General features: G+C 41.9%; 17 protein-coding genes and 2 tRNA genes. 5 read left to right on the top strand and 14 right to left on the bottom strand.

Translation table 11 applies throughout. From position 1 onward, the window contains the following. Positions 1–177: 177 nt before the first annotated feature. The 10 genes from HXT39_RS00185 to HXT39_RS00140 all read right to left on the bottom strand — a co-directional run bounded on the left by HXT39_RS00185 (position 178) and on the right by HXT39_RS00140 (position 11,032). Positions 178–2,409, bottom strand: coding sequence for a heavy metal translocating P-type ATPase (locus tag HXT39_RS00185; protein ID WP_102703281.1), 2,232 nt, complete (start codon positions 2,407–2,409; stop codon positions 178–180). A gap of 339 nt (positions 2,410–2,748) precedes the next feature. Continuing rightward, the gene (locus HXT39_RS00180) at positions 2,749–2,952 is read right to left on the bottom strand and encodes a hypothetical protein (protein ID WP_012913681.1); all 204 of its coding nucleotides are present in this window, start codon (positions 2,950–2,952) and stop codon (positions 2,749–2,751) included. 309 nt (positions 2,953–3,261) lie between these two features. Then, a tRNA-Ala gene (locus HXT39_RS00175) sits at positions 3,262–3,334 on the bottom strand. Between the two features lie 27 nt (positions 3,335–3,361). After that, positions 3,362–3,435 (bottom strand) — tRNA-Ile (locus tag HXT39_RS00170). A gap of 126 nt (positions 3,436–3,561) precedes the next feature. Further along, on the bottom strand, positions 3,562–4,041 hold the full coding sequence (locus HXT39_RS00165) for a Dps family protein (RefSeq protein ID WP_012913682.1): 480 nt from the start codon (positions 4,039–4,041) through the stop codon (positions 3,562–3,564). A gap of 57 nt (positions 4,042–4,098) precedes the next feature. After that, positions 4,099–5,394: a hemolysin family protein gene (locus HXT39_RS00160; protein ID WP_012913683.1), complete on the bottom strand. Its 1,296-nt coding sequence runs from the start codon at positions 5,392–5,394 to the stop codon at positions 4,099–4,101. Positions 5,395–5,470: 76 nt separating this feature from the next. Next, entirely contained in the window at positions 5,471–6,241 is a 771-nt protein-coding gene (locus HXT39_RS00155) for a TIGR03943 family putative permease subunit (protein WP_004109484.1), read from the bottom strand. After that, complete coding sequence (locus HXT39_RS00150; RefSeq protein ID WP_064621677.1) at positions 6,238–7,332, bottom strand: permease; 1,095 nt, start codon at positions 7,330–7,332, stop codon at positions 6,238–6,240. The genes HXT39_RS00155 and HXT39_RS00150 overlap by 4 nt, the downstream gene beginning before the upstream one ends. 55 nt (positions 7,333–7,387) lie before the next feature. Continuing rightward, the gene (locus HXT39_RS00145; protein ID WP_064621678.1) at positions 7,388–8,047 is read right to left on the bottom strand and encodes a carbonic anhydrase; all 660 of its coding nucleotides are present in this window, start codon (positions 8,045–8,047) and stop codon (positions 7,388–7,390) included. A 228-nt stretch (positions 8,048–8,275) separates the two neighbouring features. Then, positions 8,276–11,032 (bottom strand): phosphoenolpyruvate carboxylase, encoded by a 2,757-nt coding sequence (locus tag HXT39_RS00140; RefSeq protein ID WP_012913687.1) that lies wholly within the window; start codon positions 11,030–11,032, stop codon positions 8,276–8,278. A 206-nt stretch (positions 11,033–11,238) separates the two neighbouring features. Here HXT39_RS00140 and HXT39_RS00135 point away from each other — a divergent pair, with 206 nt between their 5' ends. Further along, positions 11,239–12,960, top strand: a complete 1,722-nt coding sequence (locus HXT39_RS00135) for a threonine/serine ThrE exporter family protein (RefSeq protein WP_103013742.1) — start codon at positions 11,239–11,241, stop codon at positions 12,958–12,960. Between the two features lie 98 nt (positions 12,961–13,058). Here HXT39_RS00135 and trpS read toward each other — a convergent pair whose 3' ends face one another. After that, positions 13,059–14,150, bottom strand: coding sequence for a tryptophan--tRNA ligase (gene trpS, locus HXT39_RS00130; RefSeq protein ID WP_103013743.1), 1,092 nt, complete (start codon positions 14,148–14,150; stop codon positions 13,059–13,061). Positions 14,151–14,295: 145 nt separating this feature from the next. Between trpS and HXT39_RS00125 the strand changes: the two genes are divergently transcribed. After that, entirely contained in the window at positions 14,296–14,676 is a 381-nt protein-coding gene (locus HXT39_RS00125; RefSeq protein WP_103013744.1) for a DUF3073 domain-containing protein, read from the top strand. Between the two features lie 117 nt (positions 14,677–14,793). Here HXT39_RS00125 and HXT39_RS00120 read toward each other — a convergent pair whose 3' ends face one another. Then, positions 14,794–15,210 (bottom strand): sterol carrier family protein, encoded by a 417-nt coding sequence (locus HXT39_RS00120; protein WP_103013745.1) that lies wholly within the window; start codon positions 15,208–15,210, stop codon positions 14,794–14,796. A gap of 236 nt (positions 15,211–15,446) precedes the next feature. Between HXT39_RS00120 and HXT39_RS00115 the strand changes: the two genes are divergently transcribed. Beyond that, positions 15,447–17,936 carry a glycogen/starch/alpha-glucan phosphorylase gene (locus HXT39_RS00115; RefSeq protein ID WP_103013746.1) on the top strand — a complete coding sequence of 830 codons (2,490 nt, stop codon included), beginning with the start codon at positions 15,447–15,449 and terminating at the stop codon, positions 17,934–17,936. A gap of 203 nt (positions 17,937–18,139) precedes the next feature. Here HXT39_RS00115 and HXT39_RS00110 read toward each other — a convergent pair whose 3' ends face one another. Continuing rightward, positions 18,140–18,349, bottom strand: a complete 210-nt coding sequence (locus HXT39_RS00110; protein ID WP_004106126.1) for a hypothetical protein — start codon at positions 18,347–18,349, stop codon at positions 18,140–18,142. Between the two features lie 161 nt (positions 18,350–18,510). On the opposite strand from HXT39_RS00110, the gene HXT39_RS00105 reads away from it, so the two are divergent. Beyond that, positions 18,511–19,215: a rhomboid family intramembrane serine protease gene (locus HXT39_RS00105; RefSeq protein ID WP_004109516.1), complete on the top strand. Its 705-nt coding sequence runs from the start codon at positions 18,511–18,513 to the stop codon at positions 19,213–19,215. Positions 19,216–19,471: 256 nt separating this feature from the next. After that, positions 19,472–20,785 carry a THUMP-like domain-containing protein gene (locus HXT39_RS00100; RefSeq protein WP_103013747.1) on the top strand — a complete coding sequence of 438 codons (1,314 nt, stop codon included), beginning with the start codon at positions 19,472–19,474 and terminating at the stop codon, positions 20,783–20,785. A 63-nt stretch (positions 20,786–20,848) separates the two neighbouring features. Here the strand turns inward: HXT39_RS00100 and crgA are convergent, their stop codons facing one another. Then, positions 20,849–21,241, bottom strand: a complete 393-nt coding sequence (gene crgA / locus HXT39_RS00095; protein ID WP_004109527.1) for a cell division protein CrgA — start codon at positions 21,239–21,241, stop codon at positions 20,849–20,851. Positions 21,242–21,257: the final 16 nt, after the last annotated feature.

Genomic DNA, 21,257 nt, shown 5'->3' with positions numbered 1-21,257 from the left:
TATATGTAATTCTTCGCCAGAAATAAGTTACGTACAAGCTTGAGCCGTTACCGTTTGCAGCTAACTCGTATGCTTTCATAATTAGACTAGCGCATTACTTCGTCTTACAACATACTCAAACGAATATTATTAAAGATGTCGTAATGAATATCGTAAAAATATTGCCAAAAAATATTTTTATTTTCGTTCGCGCAATGCTGTTAAAGCCCACATAATAGCAACAACATCAATTGCTTCTTGCATCATTGCGCCAATAACTGCTGGAATAAAACCGAAAGCCGCAAAAATCATACTTATAATTGCTAATCCAATGCCCATCAATACTGACTGAACCATAACGCGTTTAGTATGTTTTGCTACTCTTATTGCGCTTGCAACAGAAGAAATATCATTGTTCATAATAACTACCTGTGCGCATTCAGATGCTGCCGTATCTGTGCCATCCGTTACTGCTACGCCAATATCGGCAGCTGCAAGCACTGGAGCATCGTTTACACCATCTCCAACCATCATTGTTACAGTTGAATTTTGCTTATTTTTATACGCATTGTAATTATGTTTTTTTACATGCGCTAATTTATCTTGCGGAAGTAAATCTGCATATATTGTTTCAATTCCAACACTTTTACCAATTGTTGTTGCAGCTTGCAAACTATCGCCAGTAAGAATAGATATTGAGCGTGCACCAAGTGTACACAATGCGTCAATGGTTGATTTCGCGTTATCGCGCGGCACGTCTTTTAATACGATTCTTCCTACCAGCACGCCGTCAAAAGACACGTAGGTTGCCATTTCGTCTGCTGCAAGAGATTTGCCTATAGTTTGATTCGCGTTTTGCTCTGTAACGTACTTGCGTCTGCCTACACGTACTAAAATACCGTCTACAACGCCCTGAATACCCTGACCTGCAGTTTCTTTAACACTGTGCACTACAGGGTATTCTCGCACGCTAGGAAGCTGCGGAACCGACGATGGGTGAGCATTTTCCCACAAGCTTGCTCCCGCTTTAGCAATACCACCTGCAAGTATGTGCTGAGAATACGTCTCTAGAACACCTGCGAGCATTACAATACGATCAGCCTTCTGGGTAGTATCGATTACGTCTACGTTTACAACTTGCGGCTGTTTTACAGTCAACGTGCCAGTTTTGTCAAAAAATACATCTGTTACACGACTTAATTGCTCAAGCACATCCTGACTTTTAACAACAATTCCAAGTTTCGCTAAACGCCCAGTTCCAGCCATGCACGCAACCGGCACCGCAATAAGCAGCGGGCAAGGAGTTGCCAAAACTAGCACTTGCGCAAATCTAAGAGCATCTCCAGAAAAGCCCCAAGCAAAACCAGCAATTACAAAAGACAAAACAGTAAATGGCACAGATAACATGTCTGCAAATCTAACTACTGCAGCTTTAGAAGACCTAGCAGACTCAACAAGCTGCATGATTTTCTGATACTGCGAGTTTTTAGACAGCTTTGTTACGCGCATAATAAGCACAACTCCACCGTTTACACAGCCTGAAAGCACTGCAGCTCCCGCATAGACTTCTCTAGGAACGGATTCTCCGTTAATAGCACTTGTGTCTAAAATTGCAGAACCGCTTAACAGCTCACCATCAACTGGCACAGTTTCGCCAGGAAGCACAATAATTACGTTTCCAATATTTAATTCATCAACTGGAACCGTTTTGTAACGCTGCAAATTTGAGGAGATTTCGCCGTCTGTAGACGCTTGCAAAAATGGACAAATATTGTGTTTATAGTCGCAATTTTGCTCGCTAATATTAGATTGCTTAGAATTAGCGGCATCCACTTTTCTGAATTCAGCATGCCGGCACAGAACACACGAGCTAGGCTTGCACTGATTTTCACTCAAACATGGCGGTTCGTATGATTCATCATTTGCTTGATTATTATCCATTTCATGCTCAATACCTGGCAAAGTCATAAGATGAGCAGTTTTTGGAGCTGCGCTTACTAAAAGAGACAGATTGCGCTGGGCTTTCATATGCGCAAAATCTTCAATTGCCTCTCCCGTCCAAACCATTACAACAATCAAATAGCTTGCCCAAAACTCACCAATACAAAGCGTTGCAAGTAATGCAACAAAAGCTAGCAAATCAATGCCTAAAGTTCCGCGCAATAAATTTTTAATCATGTTGCGCAAAGAAATAAGGCTGGTATACAAAACGAGAATAGCGATAATAGTTTTCCCGATACTAAGACTTATGGAAATATCGCAACCAAGATTTAAGAAATCAAAGATTTGCTGCGAAAGATTAGATATTTGCTCACAGAAAGTAGTTAATATAGGCAAATTATACGAGTACAAAGCCACAATAAACGGAAAAGCAAGAATTACGACTGTTAATTGAGGTGCACGACGGCAATATGCTAAAAGTTTACGCATACACTTTCCTTACGCTGATCAGGTTAACCGCTTAAGACGCTGCCAACACACGATTTCACGCCTTGTTAACCCATTGAGAGCAGATTTGATTTAGCTGCGCTCAATACACGGCGTAAAGATATTCATGTTTATTTATATGTGATTAGTATACCAATAGGCCTTGATGAGAAGCATTCTCATGTAAATATTATGCTTCCAAAAAAGCACCATAATGAGTTCCAACAATTACTAATTGTACTATTTGAATTATTAAATTAATAAGTTTATGCTTCATATCTTTTTAAAATTTAGGTTATAGGCCAATTTATTTGCCATAGATTCGGCCTATAACCCTAAAATTTACTGTTCTTTAGTGAAAAGAGTTCTTACAATTTTGAAAAGCATAAATAATAGACGTAGTGTGATATATGTTGCTACGAATGTTGCAAGCCAAATCATAATATTTTGAATATTCCAACCTTGACCTTTAACAAATGAAGCTACTAATAAAGAAACTACGCCAGCAGAAATATCAGCAATATTTTGTTTTATCTTATAAATCATTTTTTACATCCTTCCGTCTAAAATGAAAACCTTTATGGTTTTCATCTCTCTTTAATACCTTTCAAGTTAACAATATATTGTGTATAGTTCCACAGCAAAATATATGCCGCAATCTCTGGGAAGAGATTCAACTATTTAAACATTTTTATATTTTTTACAACACTGACAAATATCAGGGTGTCACCCTAATTTTATTAGGGGTAATCAGTAAAAAATTGGGTTATTCCCCAAAAATTGAATGGGCACGCGACAAGAAAGAAATTGATAAACAAAAAGTTCTGATTGAAAAATCAATCAGAACCCTGTTCGTGGAGCTAAGGAGACTCGAACTCCTGACCCTCTGCTTGCAAAGCAGATGCGCTACCAGCTGCGCCATAGCCCCATTCGAAAGAATGATGTCATTCTATCGTGGGCCCGGGAGGACTTGAACCTCCGACCTCATCCTTATCAGGGATGCGCTCTAACCACCTGAGCTACGGGCCCAACTCGTATGCCTAAAACATACAAGTAGTTACATTAGCACAGACACAGAAAATGTCAAACCGCAACACGCCATAAAAAGAAAACAGCGTGTTGCGGTTTGAATCAAAAAAATTAAACAGAGAATAATTAATCAAGATGGCTACGCATGAACCACTGGAACTTTTCCAACTGTTGAACATGATCTTGAATAATATTTGAGCTAACTAAATCAAGCTCATCAAGTTCCGCGATAGCCTTGCGATCGTCTGCAATCATATCGTTATAGTACTCAATAAGCGCTTGCAAATACTCCTTTGTAGACTTGCGACCAGTCAAAGCAAAACGCTTCCATGTGCGAGCAGCAACAACATCGTCTGCGCGGCCAAGTGGAGAGCCGCCCAAAGTTGCAATTCGCTCAGCAGTTTCATCCGCCTGCGCCAAAACTTCAGCAACCTGTGGATCAAGCATTTCATGCACTGCAATAAAATCTGGACCAGTAACATTCCAATGCGCATGCTTGAGCACCAAAGCAGCTTCCTGCTCGTGGCTTAAACGATTCTGTAAAATGGCAACAGCCTTTTCACTGGCCGCTTCGTCGAGACCTGGCAAAATATGCAACAAAGCCATGTTCTATCCTTCCTTAGGTTTGTTAATACCGTTATTATTCTACTGCTATGGCTTAAACTACGCGCGGCGACGCACTTCAATCGTCGCAATACGCCTACCATCAACCGCAGTCACAGTCATATCGTAACCATCCGCATCATGCAAAACAGCTCCAACACTTCCCATTGAACCAGTATGCGCTAAAAAGTAGCCTGCAACAGTCTCATACGGACCGTCCTCAAGCTCAATGCCGGTAATGTCAGCAAAATCTTCAATGGTCATACCGCCATCAATTTTTGCAACACCATTTACAAAAGCAGTTGTTTTATTCACATTATTTTGCTCAGTTTCACCAGGCAAATCATATTCATCGCGAATATCTCCAACTAGCTCTTCTGTCATGTCCTCAAGCGTAACAATACCGTCAGTTCCACCATATTCATCGATGACAACAGCCAAATGAATACCACGTTTACGAAGAAGTTCCAGGCTCGGCAATAGTTTGGAAGTTCCAGGAAGACTAATTCCTTCGCGAGTTACATCTGCAACAGTTTTTGCATTTGGATCACGCACATCTAGCAAATCACGAACATGCACAAAACCTATAACATCATCAAAATCTTTGCCAATAACAGGGTAGCGAGAATACGGAAGCTCACGAATTTTCGCGGCAGCTTCTTCAAGGCTCAATGAACCATCCAAAAACTCAACATCAGCACGAGGACGCATTACTTCAGCAACAATAGTTTCAGACGCATCAAACACATCATCCAAAATAGTACGCTCATCCTGACTTAAACGTTTATTGCTATTGACAAGAACACGCAATTCTTCGTCAGAAACTTCGCTTTCCTTCTCATTAGGATCAAAGCCAAGAATGCGCACAAAACCGTTAGTATTCTTTCCAATAAGCCAAATTAAAGGCTTGCAAATCTTTGAGAAAACATCAACCGCCGGCACAACCGCTCGCGCAATCTGCTCAGCACGCTGCATAGCAATACGTTTTGGAACTAATTCAGAAATAACAATAGAACAGTAAGAAATAACAAGAGTTAGAAAGATTGTTGTAAGTGGGCCAGCAACGTGCGAAGAAACACCCCATGAACATACAACCGGCACAACATACGGAGCTAAAGCAGACTCACCAAACGATGCAGAAAGAAAGCCAGAAAGAGTTACTCCAATTTGTAGAGCAGATAGAAAAGTGTTAGGGTCGCGGGCAATTTTTGCAACTCTAGCGCCACGCGCATCCTGCAATTCCATGCGATCAATTTGCGAACTTCTCAAGCTCACTAAAGCTAATTCGGTTGCCGCAAATACGGAACCAAATAGCAAAAAAATCATAATGAGTAGAATATTAAAACCAATCGCCATACTTGTTATCTTAGTTTACTTCTATGCGATATCAACAATTCTAAAATAATTATCACCATTAACGAAGATAAATTATTTATGGGCGATAAAAATATCCAGTTGGAGCTTGAGCTGTTTGCATTGATATAACGTGCAGCACAACTCCAGGATGCTGATATCCAGGAATGCCAATATTGCCTCTAGAAACGCGTGCACGAACACGCACCCATTCATGATCTTGAATTTCGCCAATATTTGATTTTTCGGCAACTAATCCAAACGGAGACATGTCGAGAATACAGCATGACATAAGCTGACGAGATACCCTAAATTGATTTGCATTCAACGTAGAATCTCTGCTGACAAAACCTGTAAGAGTAATCGCATATCCATCATATTTTGCAGCATTATGATCGATTTCGTCATACCAGGAGCCGAAATCATCATCATCAACTGTTATCTCATGAGATTTTTCATACAATCCTGGCAAAGGATAATTTTGGCTACGAATAGCAATAGCACGACCGCCAGCATACTGGTCGAATCCATCTACACTAATATTTTGAGCGTAACGCAAAGGAACAATAATAAGTAGCGCAGGAACAACGAAAGCTACAAACATACGCCAAACATCGCGCGAAGAAACAGAAAACCATCCAATCGCAGCACATATAGACAAAATAAATAGCAAAATAGCAGTAATTAACAAATAATAATATGCTCTAGGCGTAGTAAAAAGCGTATATCTACCGCTTAAAGTAACTTCCGCAATTATGACTGCAAAAAATAGCAATAAAATAGCTTCTACCAATTGAGCTAAAGTGATTTTTTTACAAGCATTATGCTCAACACATTTTTGCTTTTTCATGCGATGAACCCCCAAGCCCAGTGAGCTAATAATGACGCTAGGAAGCACGCAAAAGCAATAGTTAATGTTAAGCGCCACACAAATTTACCACGGCAATCCTCAACGAGCATAAGCGTATTCTTTAAATCAAGCATAGGACCAAACAGCAGAAATACTAGCACCGACGACATAGGCAATGATGTTGCTAAACTTCTTGCAATTACAGCATCTGAGCTGGAGCATAGAGAGCTTGCGTACGCAATAGCCATCATTACAGGAATAGCAATGAAAACATTACTCACTTGCACGCGAGAAGCAGGATCAGCTCCGAGCCATGCGCGAATTACAGAAGCAACTATAGTTCCACATACAATAATTGGAATTAATTTTATTAAATCCTGATGTATATGCTGCACATATTTGCGAATTTGCGCAGAAATACTATGCTTTTCAATATTATTTTTTGTGAGATTACTTTCGTTATTCAATTCGCAAGAACAATGTAAAGAAGATTCGTTTTCTACTAAAATTTTCTTACGCAAAATATTGATTTTCGAAGGAAATATAACAAAAGTTAATCCAACCAGTAATGCAATACCAACACCTAGCGCAATACGCATAATAGCAACAGCTGGAGCGTCAGAAAACGCATAAAATGTTGCCAATACAGATACTGGATTTACAACAGGAACTACACATAGAAAAGTTATGGCGCACGGCAATGGTAGTTTTCTTGCAACTAAACGAGAAAACGTTGGAACGACTACACAATCACAAACCGGCATACAGACGCCGGCTAATATGGCAGCCAAGAAACCATTTGCTGTAGATTTTGGAACATGTTTCTCAATAAAATCAGCAGTTACCCAAGTTTCTACTGCAGCAGAAACAAGCACACCTATGAGCGTAAAAGGTATAGCTTGTAGCAACAAGCCGGAAACACCTCGAATTGTTGTATCAATGAGAAACCAAGGATGTTGCCCTTGTAAAGCAGGAGCAGCTGCAATAATAAAAGCTACTAAAGGAGCTCCGACAAGCAAGAAAAGATAGTTCGCAGAATTAGTGGAATTTGCAGAATTTGCATCAAGCGTATCTTTAGATGATTGATTCATATCTGTAACCTAACAACGTATTAATAATTCTGTTAAAAATGCGACTACATGCTACTTAGCATGAAAGAACCTCTACTAAACCATCACTCATTCTATACCTAGCGCCAACTAGCATAAGGTTATCGTTAAAAGCGGCTTCACGAATAATTTGAGATTTGTCGCAAATTTCAGTCAACATATTAGACACGTGAATGCGCTCAATATCGTCCGTGCTCAAGTCTTCTTCAATACCCGCGAGCGCAGCCGGTCCTAAAGAACGAAGCAATATTGACTCGCTAGACTCAATTATTTCGTTTGCTTCATCTTCGCCGTATTTAGAAACCAGCTTTTGCACATTCGGCAAAACGGCTTGTACAGCACCGCAATGCTCGTGTCCAAGAACAACAAGCACTTTTACTCCCAAATCGCTTACAGCGTATTCTAAAGATGCAATTACAGCATCATCAAGCACTTCGCCTGCAGTGCGAACAGAAAAAATATCACCTAAACCGGCACCAAACACAAATTCTGGAGCCACGCGCGAGTCAGCACAGGAAAGAACAACAGCTCCAGGATGCTGACCTTCAATAAGAGATAATCTCGTTTCTTCACTAAGTCCATGGCAATTTAATGAGCCTTCTGCAAACTTACGATTACCAGCTAGCATCGCGCTCCACACAGATGTAGCCAAAAGTGAATCTTCTTTTAAAAGATCTTCTTTGACTGTCTCGTGCATTATTACCTCCTTGTATTGATGCGCTTGCGCAAAGGTGACAAATACAAGCTATCAACAAATTTTGAAAAACACTTCGACTTATAAAACATATTCTATCGTTACTGTGTTAAATAGAAAATATGCTATAAAAGCTAACAAAATTTATAAAATATGATTATAAAAAGAAAAGCCAACGCACAGCTAATAAAGCAGTACGAAGGCTTTTCTTAATCATATAAACTTATAAAATCATCCAGTATTCTGCAAGCCTGCAGCAACACCAGAAACAGTGCAAAGAATAAGGTAGATGAACTCTGCCTGCTGGCTTTCGCTAAGCTCTTCTTTGTCTACCTTGTTGCGAAGCTTGTGCAATGCAAGCGACTGGATTACAGATAGCGCGTCAACATAAGGCGAGCGCACGCGAATTGCCTGACCGAGCACGTGACGATGTTGCAAAGGCCACTTGTCGTCAACAATTTGCAAAACCCACTTGCGAGTAAGCTGCATTTCTGAAAGTACTTTATCACTCAAATCTTCGCGATCTCCAAGGCTTAAGTACATGCGAGCAATACGCTCATCCGTTTTAGCCAAAGACATCTCAATATTGTCAATAAAAGTACTAAACAGCGGCCACTCTTCGTAAGCGCGACGCAAAGTTTCCAAATCGCCAAACTTTTCGCAAGCAGTACCCAATCCGTACCATGCTGCTAAGTTAATGCGAGCCTGAGCCCAGGAGAACACCCACGGGATTGTGCGCAAATCATCCAACGACTTCGCACCCAAACCGCGCTTAGCTGGGCGAGAACCGATTGGAAGCAAACCAATCTCACTAAGCGGCGTAACCGTAGAGAACCATGGAGTAAAGTCATCCGTTTGCAGCAAATCAAGGAAACGCTCATGAGCTGCAACATCAAGTTTTGCAGCCATATCCGCATACTTCTTCGTCATATCAGTGTTAGTTTTCTCAACACTTGGCGAAGACTGAAGCAAAGTTGCAGAAGCAACGGATTCAACGTGACGAATAGCAAGAATTGGATTGCCATATCGTGCGAAAATAACCTCGCCCTGCTCAGTAAGCTTGAAGCGGCAGTTGACGGAACCAACTGGCTGAGCAAGCACTGCACGGTTTGCAGGACCGCCACCGCGACCAACAGCACCGCCGCGGCCGTGGAACAGTGTCAAATCAATATCGTGCTTCTTAGCCCACTTAGCAATGCGCTCCTGAGCAGAATGCAAAGCAAGCGTTGCGGAAGTAGGACCAGCATCCTTGGAAGAATCCGAGTAGCCAAGCATAACTTCCATCTTGCGGCCAGTAGCCTTAAGACGAGCTTGCACTTCAGGAATTTTAATGATCTCCTCAAGCACATTTACAGAGTTTTGCAAATCTTCCAACTGCTCAAACAGCGGAATGACGTCGATTGTTGGCGCATCCTGTGGGTGAGCGAAAGCAAGACGATTTAGCTCAAATACGTCACGTACATGCTGAGCAGACTTTGCGAAGGAAATAATATAACGTCGAGCAGCGCGCATACCGTTGCGCTTTTGAATTGCTCCCAAAGCGCGGAACGTATCGAGTACTTCACGAGTCATTGGCTGAAGCGGACCGCGTTCGCCATGCAATCCATGTTCGCGAATATCTTCCAAAGCGCGAGAATGCACGAGAGAATGCTGACGGAATTCCATTTCAACCATGTGGAATCCAAAGGTTTGCGCTTGCCAAATCAAATCCTGCAAAGGACCATATGCAGCACGAGGATCTCCGCCTTCTGCCAAAGAGCGTTGCACAATTTGCAAATCCTCAATGAAATCTTCGCAAGAATGATACATCAAATCCGTATCGCGGCTAATAGTGCGATGCAAACGGTCAGCCATTACCAACATTACTGCACGATGTGGCTCACTATTAGAAACGTCTGAAGCGTTTTCTGTAAGCTGTTCGCTCATTTCGCGCTGACGATTCCACAACTCAAGCAACTCCACGCTTGGAGGAGTTGTGCGAGTTTCCATAGTTAAGCACTTGCCAACTTCGCGCGTGCGATTCTCCAAAGCTGCTAGCACGTGATCGCTAAACTTTCGAGCGACTTGACGGCTCACTTTAGCTGTCACATTAGGATTGCCATCTCGATCTGAACCAATCCAGCTTCCTGGATGGAAGAATGCAGGGCAACGCGGAGGAACTAATCCAGCCTTCTTACCAAGCAGCCAATCGTCAAATCGACGATACACGACTGGAATCGTGTCAAACAAAGTGGCGTCAAAAATGTCGAGAATGGTGTCAGATTCTTCAACTGGAGTTGGCTTCTTCAAAGCAATCGGAGAAGTGCGAAGAAGCGCATCAATTTCGTTATAGAGACGTCGATAATTTTCGCGCTTATCAGATCCGCCTAAACGATGATGTTCGCTTAGTAATTGCGAAATTCTGCGAATCTTACCTGCAACGGCTTTACGACGAGCTTCAGTTGGGTGCGCGGTAAATACAGGATGAAACTCAAGCTTTGCAAGCAATTCTTTCGCTTCAGCAGGGCTCATTTCAGTGAGCAACTTGTGATAAGCACAAGTTAGTTCGTTAACTGGATCAACAGGCAATGAATCTTCAACTTCACATTCACGCTGATGAAGTACAGAAACACGATAATTTTCCTCGCACAAATTTGCCAAGTGGAAATATGTTGCGAAAGCACGAGCTAAAAGCTGCGTATCGTGCAAATTCATTCCGTTGAGCTTGCTAACAGCTTTACTTAAGCCATCATCTGCAGTTACTTTTGCGTCTACCATTTGCGCAAAATGAGCCGCACTAGCTTCTACAGCATTCAAACGCACATCGTCGAATACTGCTAATAATTTTTCATCGAATTCGCCAAGAACATCGCGAAGAATATGCAAGCACAAATCCATGTCTTGCTTAAGTGATGCTGGAAGGTCACGTTCCTCTGGGCCTTTTCGCCCTAAACCAGACGTAACAATAGTTGCGTCTGCCGGAGTAACCTGCTGATTTTCTGTTGCCATCAGACCTCCTTACGCCAGACTAAGGTTGCTTGGTCGTCTGACTTCCGCAGCTCCTCCGCGGTTATGTAGGTCAGAAGTTGCAAGCCCACAGCCTTGTTTCCAGCGAGATACCAAGTTAATTGTGAAACTACCACCGGACGTAGTAAAGAATGCTGATTTAGCAACAAAATATAACTCGGCAACGGGGTTGCGTATACTAAAAAATTGTGAGTACAGCAGAGAATAATATTGAGAATAATGAATACGACAACAGCATCAACAACTGCGATTGCGATAAGCCTGAAATTCTTTCGACTGGTCATATAGTCGGAAAACCTTCTGGGCGTTTTCATACTCATGCTATTCCACTCGATATGGACGATGTTGAGCGAGATTGGGATAAACCAGTTACGCAAGCAGGAATTGCTGCGAAATCGAGTATTATTATTCGCGTCGGTGCGCTCGGTTTAGGAGCAGGCACAGGAAGCTACCGAGTTCGCGAGCTTATGCACAGAATCGGCGAACCAATGGGTGTACATGTGCGCGCAGACGTGAATCTCACAGATATTGAGGCAACTTGTACTGATAAGCATGAGCGAATTACTGAAGTTGTAGATCTTCCAACCACAGGTGTTAACACTGAGCGCATTTGGCTTCTAGAACATTTTGCAGATTGGTTTAACGTCAAGCTTGGAAACGATTCTTTATATCACTCTAAAGCTGCTGTTTCTAAGGAATTAGTTGACACATTGCAAGCGAGCGACGACGAACATACCATTGTACAAACAGCTAAGCAGTCTGAAGAAAATGCTACTAAAATTGCAAAAAAGAAAGCGTTGCAAGAAGCTATAAAAAAAGAAAAACCACGCGGCATTTTTGCATTGCAGCCAGAAAGTGCTTACGCTGAACATTTTTCGCACGTAAACGCATCTAATAGTAATGACGAATCTAAAAATGATCATCCTCTTACAGTTAGGGAAGTACACGACCGTCTTGATTTGATTAAAAATAGGAAACCGCTATACAAACCGTGGTTTGCTGGTCTTGCTTCGGCAGTTGCTTGCGCATCCTTTGCGTTCTTGCTTGGCGGTGGCATTTACGACATGATTGGTGCTTTTATTGGAGCAGGAATCGGTCACTATATTCGTCGCAGAATGTTTATGAAGCATCTAAACCAGTTTGTAGTTACATTCGTAGCTGTTGCAATAGGTGCACTATCATGCATTGGGGCTTTGCGTCTTATTGGCTTCTTTGACCCTAGCGCGCTCAATCACACAACTGCATATATTGGCTCAGTGTTGTTTGTTATTCCTGGATTCCCTCTTATTACAGGCGGTTTAGATATTGCAAAAATTGATTTCCCTTCAGGAATTCAACGACTTTGTTACACAATGGCTATTATTTTGATGGGAACTCTTGCGGGATGGACAGTTGCAAGCCTTGTACATCTCAATCCTCAAGGCTTCCCTCCTCTCGGATTAAATCCTTGGCTTAACGCAGTTCTTCGATTTATTACAGCTTTTGCCGGAGTATGGGGCTTCTCAGTTCTGTTTAATTCTCCACAACGAATGTGCTTAGTTGCTGGCGTTATTGGCGCTATTACTGACACATTGCGTTTAACTATGACAGATTTTGGAGTTGCTGCCGAAATTGCAGCTTTCAGCGGTGCTTTATTGGCAGGTTTGCTAGCTTCTACTTGGAGAACTATCGTTCGTCACGGATTAGCGCCTCAATATTTGGGTTATCCACGAATAGGTCTTACGGTTCCATCTATCGTAATTATGGTTCCTGGACTTTATATGTATCGCGCAATGTTTTATCTTGGTCAATTTCACACGCTTCCAGCGTTAGACTGGACTTTCCGCGCTTTCATGGTAATTATTTGCTTACCTATTGGTCTTGCTGTAGCACGCGTTATTACAGATAAAAGCTGGCGTTACGACGTGTGATGTTCTAAGTTTCAGTTCGTTAATTTTTAACAAAAAGCCGCTTACAAGTTTTCTTGCGAGCGGCTTTATTTTTTATTAATTTACTTATTGAAATTTAATTAATACTTCATTCCCATAGCATCTCGCACTTGGGAAAGCGTTTCTTCTGCAATAGCATTTGCACGCTTATTGCCATCATGCAAAATGTCTCGAACAGTATCCATATCTTTTGCAAGTTCTGCACGACGCTCACGGTGAGGTGCCAAGAAATTATTTACATTTTCAATTACGTAAGCTTTCAATGCGCCAGCACCAGCGTTACCAATTTCTGCAGCAATATCTTTAGGATCTCTACCTGTAACTAAACCTGCGGTAGTAAGAAGCGCAGAAACTTGCGGACGAGTTACTGGATCAAAAGTAATCATCCTCTCAGAATCAGTTGGACTCTTCTTAATTAATTTGGCAGTTTCTTCGGCAGTAGCCCCGAGCATAATCGAGTTACCGTAAGATTTACTCATCTTTCGTCCGTCCAATCCTGGAATTTCAGGAGCATCAGACAAAATTGCTGCCGGCTCTGGGAACACTGGATTCTTTTTTGCATATCGCTCATTAAAACGACGCGCGATCGTACGAGTGATTTCAACATGCGGCAAATTATCTTTACCAATCGGCACAACATTAGCTTTACAGAACAAAATATCGCAAGCCTGGTGCACTGGGTACGTAAGGAGCAATCCGGTTAAAGCATGTCCAGATGATTCCATTTCCGACTTTACAGTAGGATTCCTGTGTAATTCTGCTTCTGTAACAAGCGAAAGGAAAGGCAACATAAGCTGATTTGCTGCAGGAACTGCGGAATGAGTAAATATCATTGTTTTTTCAGGATCAATTCCGGCAGCCATATAATCCAGCACTAAATTCAAAACATTATCTTCAATATGCTCAGTGGTGTCACGATCAGTAATTACTTGATAATCTGCAATAATAATATTGGTTTTTACTCCGCGCTGCTGCATTGCAACACGCTCACGAATAGATCCAAAATAATGTCCTAAATGCAAACGACCAGTTGGGCGATCTCCAGTAAGCATAGTAAAAGACGAAGGGCTAGCTTGTAACTTTTCAAGCGTTGCATCTGAACGTTTACGCGCTGCAAGGAAGCTTGCGCTCATCTCATTACCAGCAGCTGTAACCTGTGCTTCTTCCGGCATTTTAGGCTCCTTAATTGTGCGTATTTTTACGCTGAAAATATGGCTTTTATGGTAAAAGTTTACACAGACAATATACTCGGTTGCGGTTAAGTGGTACGCTCTTGTGTGATGAACTGATTGTTACTTAATTTTTAGAGGGGGTCAGATGGGCCGCGGACGACAGAAGGCAAAGCAACAGAAAATTGCCCGTAAGCTCAAATACCTGACGACCGATACGGATTATGACGAGCTTGCTAAGGAACTTAATTCCAGCGAACCCGGACAAGGATCCTTCGATCCATTTGCGTCGAGCGAAAGCTATGAGGAAGATACATATCTTCCAGAAGAGAATGACACAGATCAAGAAAATGATGCCGTTGATGCTTCAAACGAAGATGATTTAGACGAGTATGCCAAGTGGGCTGCGGAAGCAGCTGCAAAAGCCGTTAGCAGCGAAAACTCTTCTACAAACTCAGGAGCGCACACGCCAGCGCATCATCATATCCCTATGCCAATTCCAAACTTCATACACAAACACGACAATTAAAAATTAAATTTATTAAAATTATTTTATTTACGTATCCTGGGCATTCGAAATACTGTTTGCCCAGGATATTTGTAAATACACGCTGTAAATACGCAATTAAGCTACAATAAAGCCAACTTACAGCGGCAAAATATCGCTTAAATCATCACGCTCGCCAATTGCACTTATGTTGCCAAAGTCCTGTTCCTGATGCCATTTAGTAACACCACTCGCTAATCTAAGCCATACTTTAGGCTCAAGTTCAATAACATCTGGCGGTGTGAGATTATGCGGATCCGAAGCTGGTCCTTCCAAAATTTTTACTGCACCAAAAGGCGCAACTCTTACTTCTACTGCGCACCCAGGCACTTTATCCTCAAGAAGATATAGCGAATATCTAACCGCTAAAGCTTCGTCGTTTAAAGAGATATTTAAAATATTACTATTTATTTGCATGGCTTCTATGCCATTGCCAAGTGCTTTAATAGCAGATTCACGCCAGAATTGCCAAGCACATTGTCCTTGTTTTATATCTCGTTCAAGTATTACTGACATATTTTTATTATCTTCTAAACAACCTACTTTCAGCAATATATTTGTATTAAGACGTTATATACAAATATTTAAAGGGATTAGGTTGTGGTACTCTTGGGGTTATTGTGTGCATTCACATGCCTCTTGTAGTTATCTGCAAAGGTTATCTGCAAAATGGTGATGGTTTAATTGTCTAAACACAAAGTTTTAGGCTGCACACTTTTAGGAAATATATCAAACGGCACAAGGAGTCAAATATGACTAAACACGTCGCGCCGAAAGCCAAAACTACTGCGACGGCATTTGCCAAAGAACTTCAAGAGCACCTCAAGTACACCCAGGGTGTAACGCCAGAGCAGGCCACTACGGCAGATGTGTATGTTGCCGCTGCTACCGCAGTTCGTCGTCACTTGATGGACTCTTGGATGCAGACTCAGCATGACATGGTTAATGGCAACACCAAGGCTGTGGGCTATTTGAGCGCAGAGTTCTTGATGGGTAAGCAGCTTGAGAACGCTTTGTTGAACGCTGGTCTTACTGACCAATTCAATAAGGCTGTTACTAAGCTTGGCTTCGATCCAAAGGCAGTTATCAATGCTGAGTATGAGCCAGGTTTAGGTAATGGCGGTTTGGGTCGTCTCGCAGCCTGCTTCATCGATTCACTCGCCTCTATTGGCGTTCCAGCATTTGGCTACGGCATCCAGTATCGTTACGGCATCTTCAAGCAGCGCTTTGATGAAGAAGGTAAGCAGGTTGAAACCCCTGATTACTGGCTTAGCAACGAAGAGCCATGGGGTCACATTGATTATGGTCGTGACCAGCGCGTCAACTTCGGTGGTGAAGTTGTAGAGGAAAACGGCAAGCGCGTTTGGAAGCCAGCTTGGTCTGTTCGCGCAGTACCAGTTGACTACATGGTTCCAGGTTATAATTCTGGTCGCGTAAATACTCTTCGTTTGTGGACCGCTAAGTCTTACGATGAGTTTGATTTGCTCACCTTCAACAAGTCCGAGTACTTGGATGCTGTAAAGCCACAGGTTGCAGCAGAAAACATTTCTAAGATTCTTTACCCAGAAGATTCCACTCCAGAAGGTAAGGCTTTGCGTCTTGAGCAGCAGTACTTCTTCGTAGCTGCTTCTATCCATGATGCAATCCGCGTATTCTACCCAGGTCAGGATAAGCCGGATCTCACTACCTTCCCAAGCAAGATTAACTTCCAGTTGAACGACACTCACCCAGTTATCGGCATTCCAGAGCTTATGCGCGTTCTTATGGACGAGTACGACTACGATTGGAACACCGCTTGGGGTATCACCACCAAGACCTTCAACTACACTTGCCACACCTTGCTTCCAGAAGCTTTGGAAGTTTGGCCAGCCAAGCTTATTGGCGAACTGTTGCCACGCCACCTTGAAATCATTCAGGGCATTAGCGAGCAGTTCCGCAACGAGCTTCGCGGTAAGGGCGTTGCTGAGGATCAGGTTGAGCGCATGCGCATCGCTACCGACGCTGACGAAAATGGCGAAGGTGCTGTAGTTCGCATGGCTTACTTGGCTACCTACGGCGGTTCTTACGTTAACGGTGTTGCTGAACTTCACTCTGAGTTGTTGAAGGATGTCACTTTGAAGGACTTCTCCAGCGTTTACCCAGATAAGTTCAAGAACGTTACTAACGGCGTAACTCCTCGTCGTTTCGTGCGCTTGAGCAACCCACGCATGTCTGCTCTTATTACTGAGGGCTTGGGCACAGACGCATGGCAGGGTAATTTGGAGCTTCTTGAAGGCTTGAAGCCATTGGCTGACGACAAGGCGTTCGTTAAGAAGTTTGCTGAAGTTAAGAAGCAGAACAAGCTTGCCTTCGTTGATTTTGCAAAGCAGAAGTATGGCTTTGAGATCAACCCAGACACAATGTTCAACACCATTGTTAAGCGTTTGCACGAGTACAAGCGCCAGTCCATGAAGATCCTCCAGGTTATCTCCACATACGCTGGAATCAAGAATGGCACAATCGACGTAGACAAGATGCTTCCACGCACCGTGTTCTTCGGCGCTAAGTCTGCTCCAGGCTATGCTATGGCAAAGCTCACCATTCAGCTCATTAACAATGTTGCTCGCGTGGTGAATAACGACCCAGCATGCAAGGGCAAGCTTGCAGTGTTCTTCCCACCAAACTACAACATCGAGTTGGCTATGAACTTGATTCCTGCCACCGATTTGGATGAGCAGATTTCTCAGGCTGGTAAGGAAGCTTCTGGTACCGGTAACATGAAGTTTGCTTTGAACGGTGCTTTGACTGTTGGTACTCTCGATGGTGCAAACGTTGAGATTCGCGAGCGCGTTGGCGCAGAGAACTTCTTCCTCTTCGGCATGACCGTTGACGAAGTTGATAAGCTCTACGCTGAAGGATACGATCACGGCGGCTCCCGTAAGTACTACGAGTCTGATCCTCGCTTGAAGACCGCTGTTGACATGGTTGCTGACGGCACCTTCTCCAATGGCGACAAGAGCGTGTACGAGCCACTCGTTAACGATTGGCTCACCCATGATTACTTCATGGCAATGGCTGACTTCAGCTCTTACATGGATATTCAGGCTCAGATTGAGGAAACTTACCGCGATCCAATGAAGTGGGCTCGCATGGCAGTCTTGAACGTAGCCAACTCTGGTTACTTCTCTTCTGACCGCTCTATCGAAGATTACCTCGATCGCATTTGGCACACTGGTGCTCTTCCAACACCTGTTGCTGAGTAATTGAGTATTCTCCAATAGCAATACATAGAAAATAAAAGGCGGAGACTGTTAATCAGTTTCCGCCTTTTATTTGTGTAAATTTTAGTTAAATTGCATGTAAGACAAACGCTTTTGTTTACAACAATTCTTTAGTAATTACAAATGAAGGCGACTACGAATATACGCAATCGCCTTCATTTTGGACTGTATAAAGCAAATGTCACTTATGCCTCGGCGGCAGGAGTATCGTTAGCTTCTTTCTCTTCTTTTTCTAACCCTAGGTCAATTGGCGAAGAACTGTTCTCCCATGGTTCCTCCCAAGGGTCATAATCAGGATTATGCTGCTTGTACACATACAACGCAGCAATACCTGCGAGCAGTGCTCCGAAGAGCAGTGCAAAGAACTTCCAACCGCCAGAGGATCTGTTCTCCATGATGGCTCCTTTCCGGTTAAGCTGACCTGCTCGTCCAAGTCAACAATCTATACCGCTTTTTGTCGCGTAATAACTATCATAGTTGCTTTTCTTCAGAGTTGCATCTTTTTTAAATAATGTTATTGATTAAATTTGTGAAGTAAAACCGATATCATAAGCATATGCACAACTTTGATATTAAAAATATTTTAAATAATATAAGATTTCGTTTTAACACAACCACAGCCATTTTAGTATATTCATGCATTTTTATTTGGATATTGGAAATGATACTGAACTTTGCCTATCCAAATTATTATTCGACTCTAATAAGCTATACTGCGTTTCTTCCAATCACTGCGTTACAGACACCTTGGACTTGGTTCACATCAATGTTTGTTCACGCACCAAATTTAACCCATATTTTCTTCAATATGCTATGTCTTTGGTCGCTCGGAGTTGAATTAGAACGATTCTTCGGTAAATGGAAGTTTTTTGGATTATATTTAATATCCGGCTTTGGCGGAAGCGTAGCTGATATTGTATGGTGCAAACTCACTAATAATTGGTTCGTCGCTTCATACGGTGCTTCGGGAGCTATTATGGGGCTTATAGGCGCACTTCTCGTAGCGCAATGGCGACTAGGAGAAAACATGCGAGGAACAATTATTTGGATTGCTATTACTCTCGCTATGCCAGTTATTGTGCCTAATATCGCTTGGCAAGCACACGTTGGAGGCTTAGTTTCTGGTACCGCAATTGCAGCATTGCTCGGCGTACAAAATCCGCTACTTAAAAAAGCTTCGTTTAATACGCGTTTCTTAGTATATTTTGTATCACTATTTGCTATTCTCACTGCTTGTGCAATGTTTTGTTTGAAGGCATAATTTGTTAAATTACACGTGTGTAGTTTTCCACCAATGTGCACAGGATTGTGTATAAGTTGTGCCTAAATTGGTGACAACTATATAAGTTATCCACATAGTTAATCACAAACGTTGATAACTTGCCTTTTTTGAACCTGTGCACAAGTGTATAAGAGTTATCCACAATTTAAGTTTTTTGTGGACTAAACTATCGACTACATAATTTTAACTTTTACTTGCTCTAAAATTTTCTACACCTCAACAAGGAATGAGATTCATGCCTACACTTCAAGTTCCAAAAACAATCGAACCAGCAAACGCTTCTACACTCACTTTTATTAAAGAAAACGCACAATTGTCACCAAGCAAAGCTGCTCTTAAAGCACCACGCAACGCAAATATCGACATACCTTTTGCAATTAACCAAATAGCAGGTAGACAGATTGCGCAACAAAAACTACCGAAATGGGCTTCCTGCAACGAAGTTATATACCCTGCGCATATTTCTATGGAACAGTGTTCTTCTCAATCAACAGCACAATACAAAGCAAATGTTGCAAAAGAATTACTCAGCAAATTAAATTCAGAAAATTTTAGTAGCACACTTGTGGATCTTACTGGCGGCTTTGGCGTTGATTGCACAATAATGTCTGAAGTTTTCGATTCTGCTATTTGCATTGAACAGCAAAACGAACTTTCTAGCATTGCACATCACAATATGAATGCACTTGGTATTACAAACGTAAAGTGCTACAACAACAATAGCCTTGATGCACTCAAAAATATTCCTAAGTCAACGATAATATACGTCGATCCAGCTCGTCGTAACAAACAAGGATCTCGCACATACGCTATTGAAGATTGCACTCCAAACGTATTAGATCTTAAAAATCAATTGCTCACTAAAGCAGAAATAGTGATTATTAAACTTTCTCCAATGCTTGATTGGCACAAAACAGTTAGCGATTTTAGTGGCAATGTAGAAGCCGTACATATAGTCGCACATAGTAACGAGTGCAAGGAACTATTGATAATACTCAGCAACTCTCAGCACACAAAAGTACCAGTATATTGCGCAAACGATGATCAGATAACTGTTGTACAAGCAACTTACAATACTTCAACAAATCAGGTATCAATACAGCCTGAATCAAATGTTTTAAATAATAAAGAAGAAAATAATAAAAAATATGAAAATTTAGATATAAATAACTGGCAAGAATGGTCGCAATACGTTTATGAGCCAAATGCAGCAATCATGAAAGCTGGCTGTTTTTCATTGTTAGAAACTCAATACAATATACAACAAATCAGTGCGAATAGTCATGTTTACGTATCGGAAGAATACTACTCAGAATTTCCAGGAAAAATATGGAAAATTGAAAATATATGCAGCATGAATAAACGCGAAATAAAACAAACTTTTGATGATATCACTCATGCAAATATTGTTACTCGTAACTTTCCAATACCTGTAGAAGCATTACGCAAAAAATTAAACCTACAAGATGGCGGAAATACAAGAATTATTGCAACAACTGATAGCAATAAAAACCATATACTTATTCGAGCAGTAGCAGCACCAAAATAAAAAGTAGCTACGCAACATTTGCATAGCTACTTTTAAAACATATTAAGCAGTTTGTTTTACAGACTAACGCCACCACATTGTCATAATGAATCCAGTCATTACTATTACTAATGCAATAACTAAATTCCATGCACCAATTCCAGGAATTGGAAGCACAGGGTTCAAATAATAAACAACAGCCCAAATTAATCCAACGACCATTAATGTGCAGAACAGCGGCACAAACCATGCAGCATTAGCTTTTGTGCCTTTAATGCTTTCTTCGACACGTCGCCTATTTTCAGCTTGTCTCTGCATCATTTGCTGAATCTGTGGAGAAAGCGCTGCTTTATCCGCAGTAGCATTCAACACTGCTTCAACTTCGTCCATAGGAACGCCATAAGTATTCTCATTTGACGTATCGCTCTTCTTTGCAGCGTCGTCAGCTGCAGTCGTGTGCAATTCTTCATCAGCCATAACTGTAACTCTCCAA

Origin of the sequence: Gardnerella sp. DNF01159 (assembly GCF_049244215.1) — a bacterium.
GTDB classification, from domain to species: Bacteria; Actinomycetota; Actinomycetes; order Actinomycetales; family Bifidobacteriaceae; genus Bifidobacterium; species Bifidobacterium swidsinskii.
The sequence above is the reverse complement of the archived record's forward strand: the minus strand, read 5'-3'. Positions and strand labels throughout refer to the sequence as shown.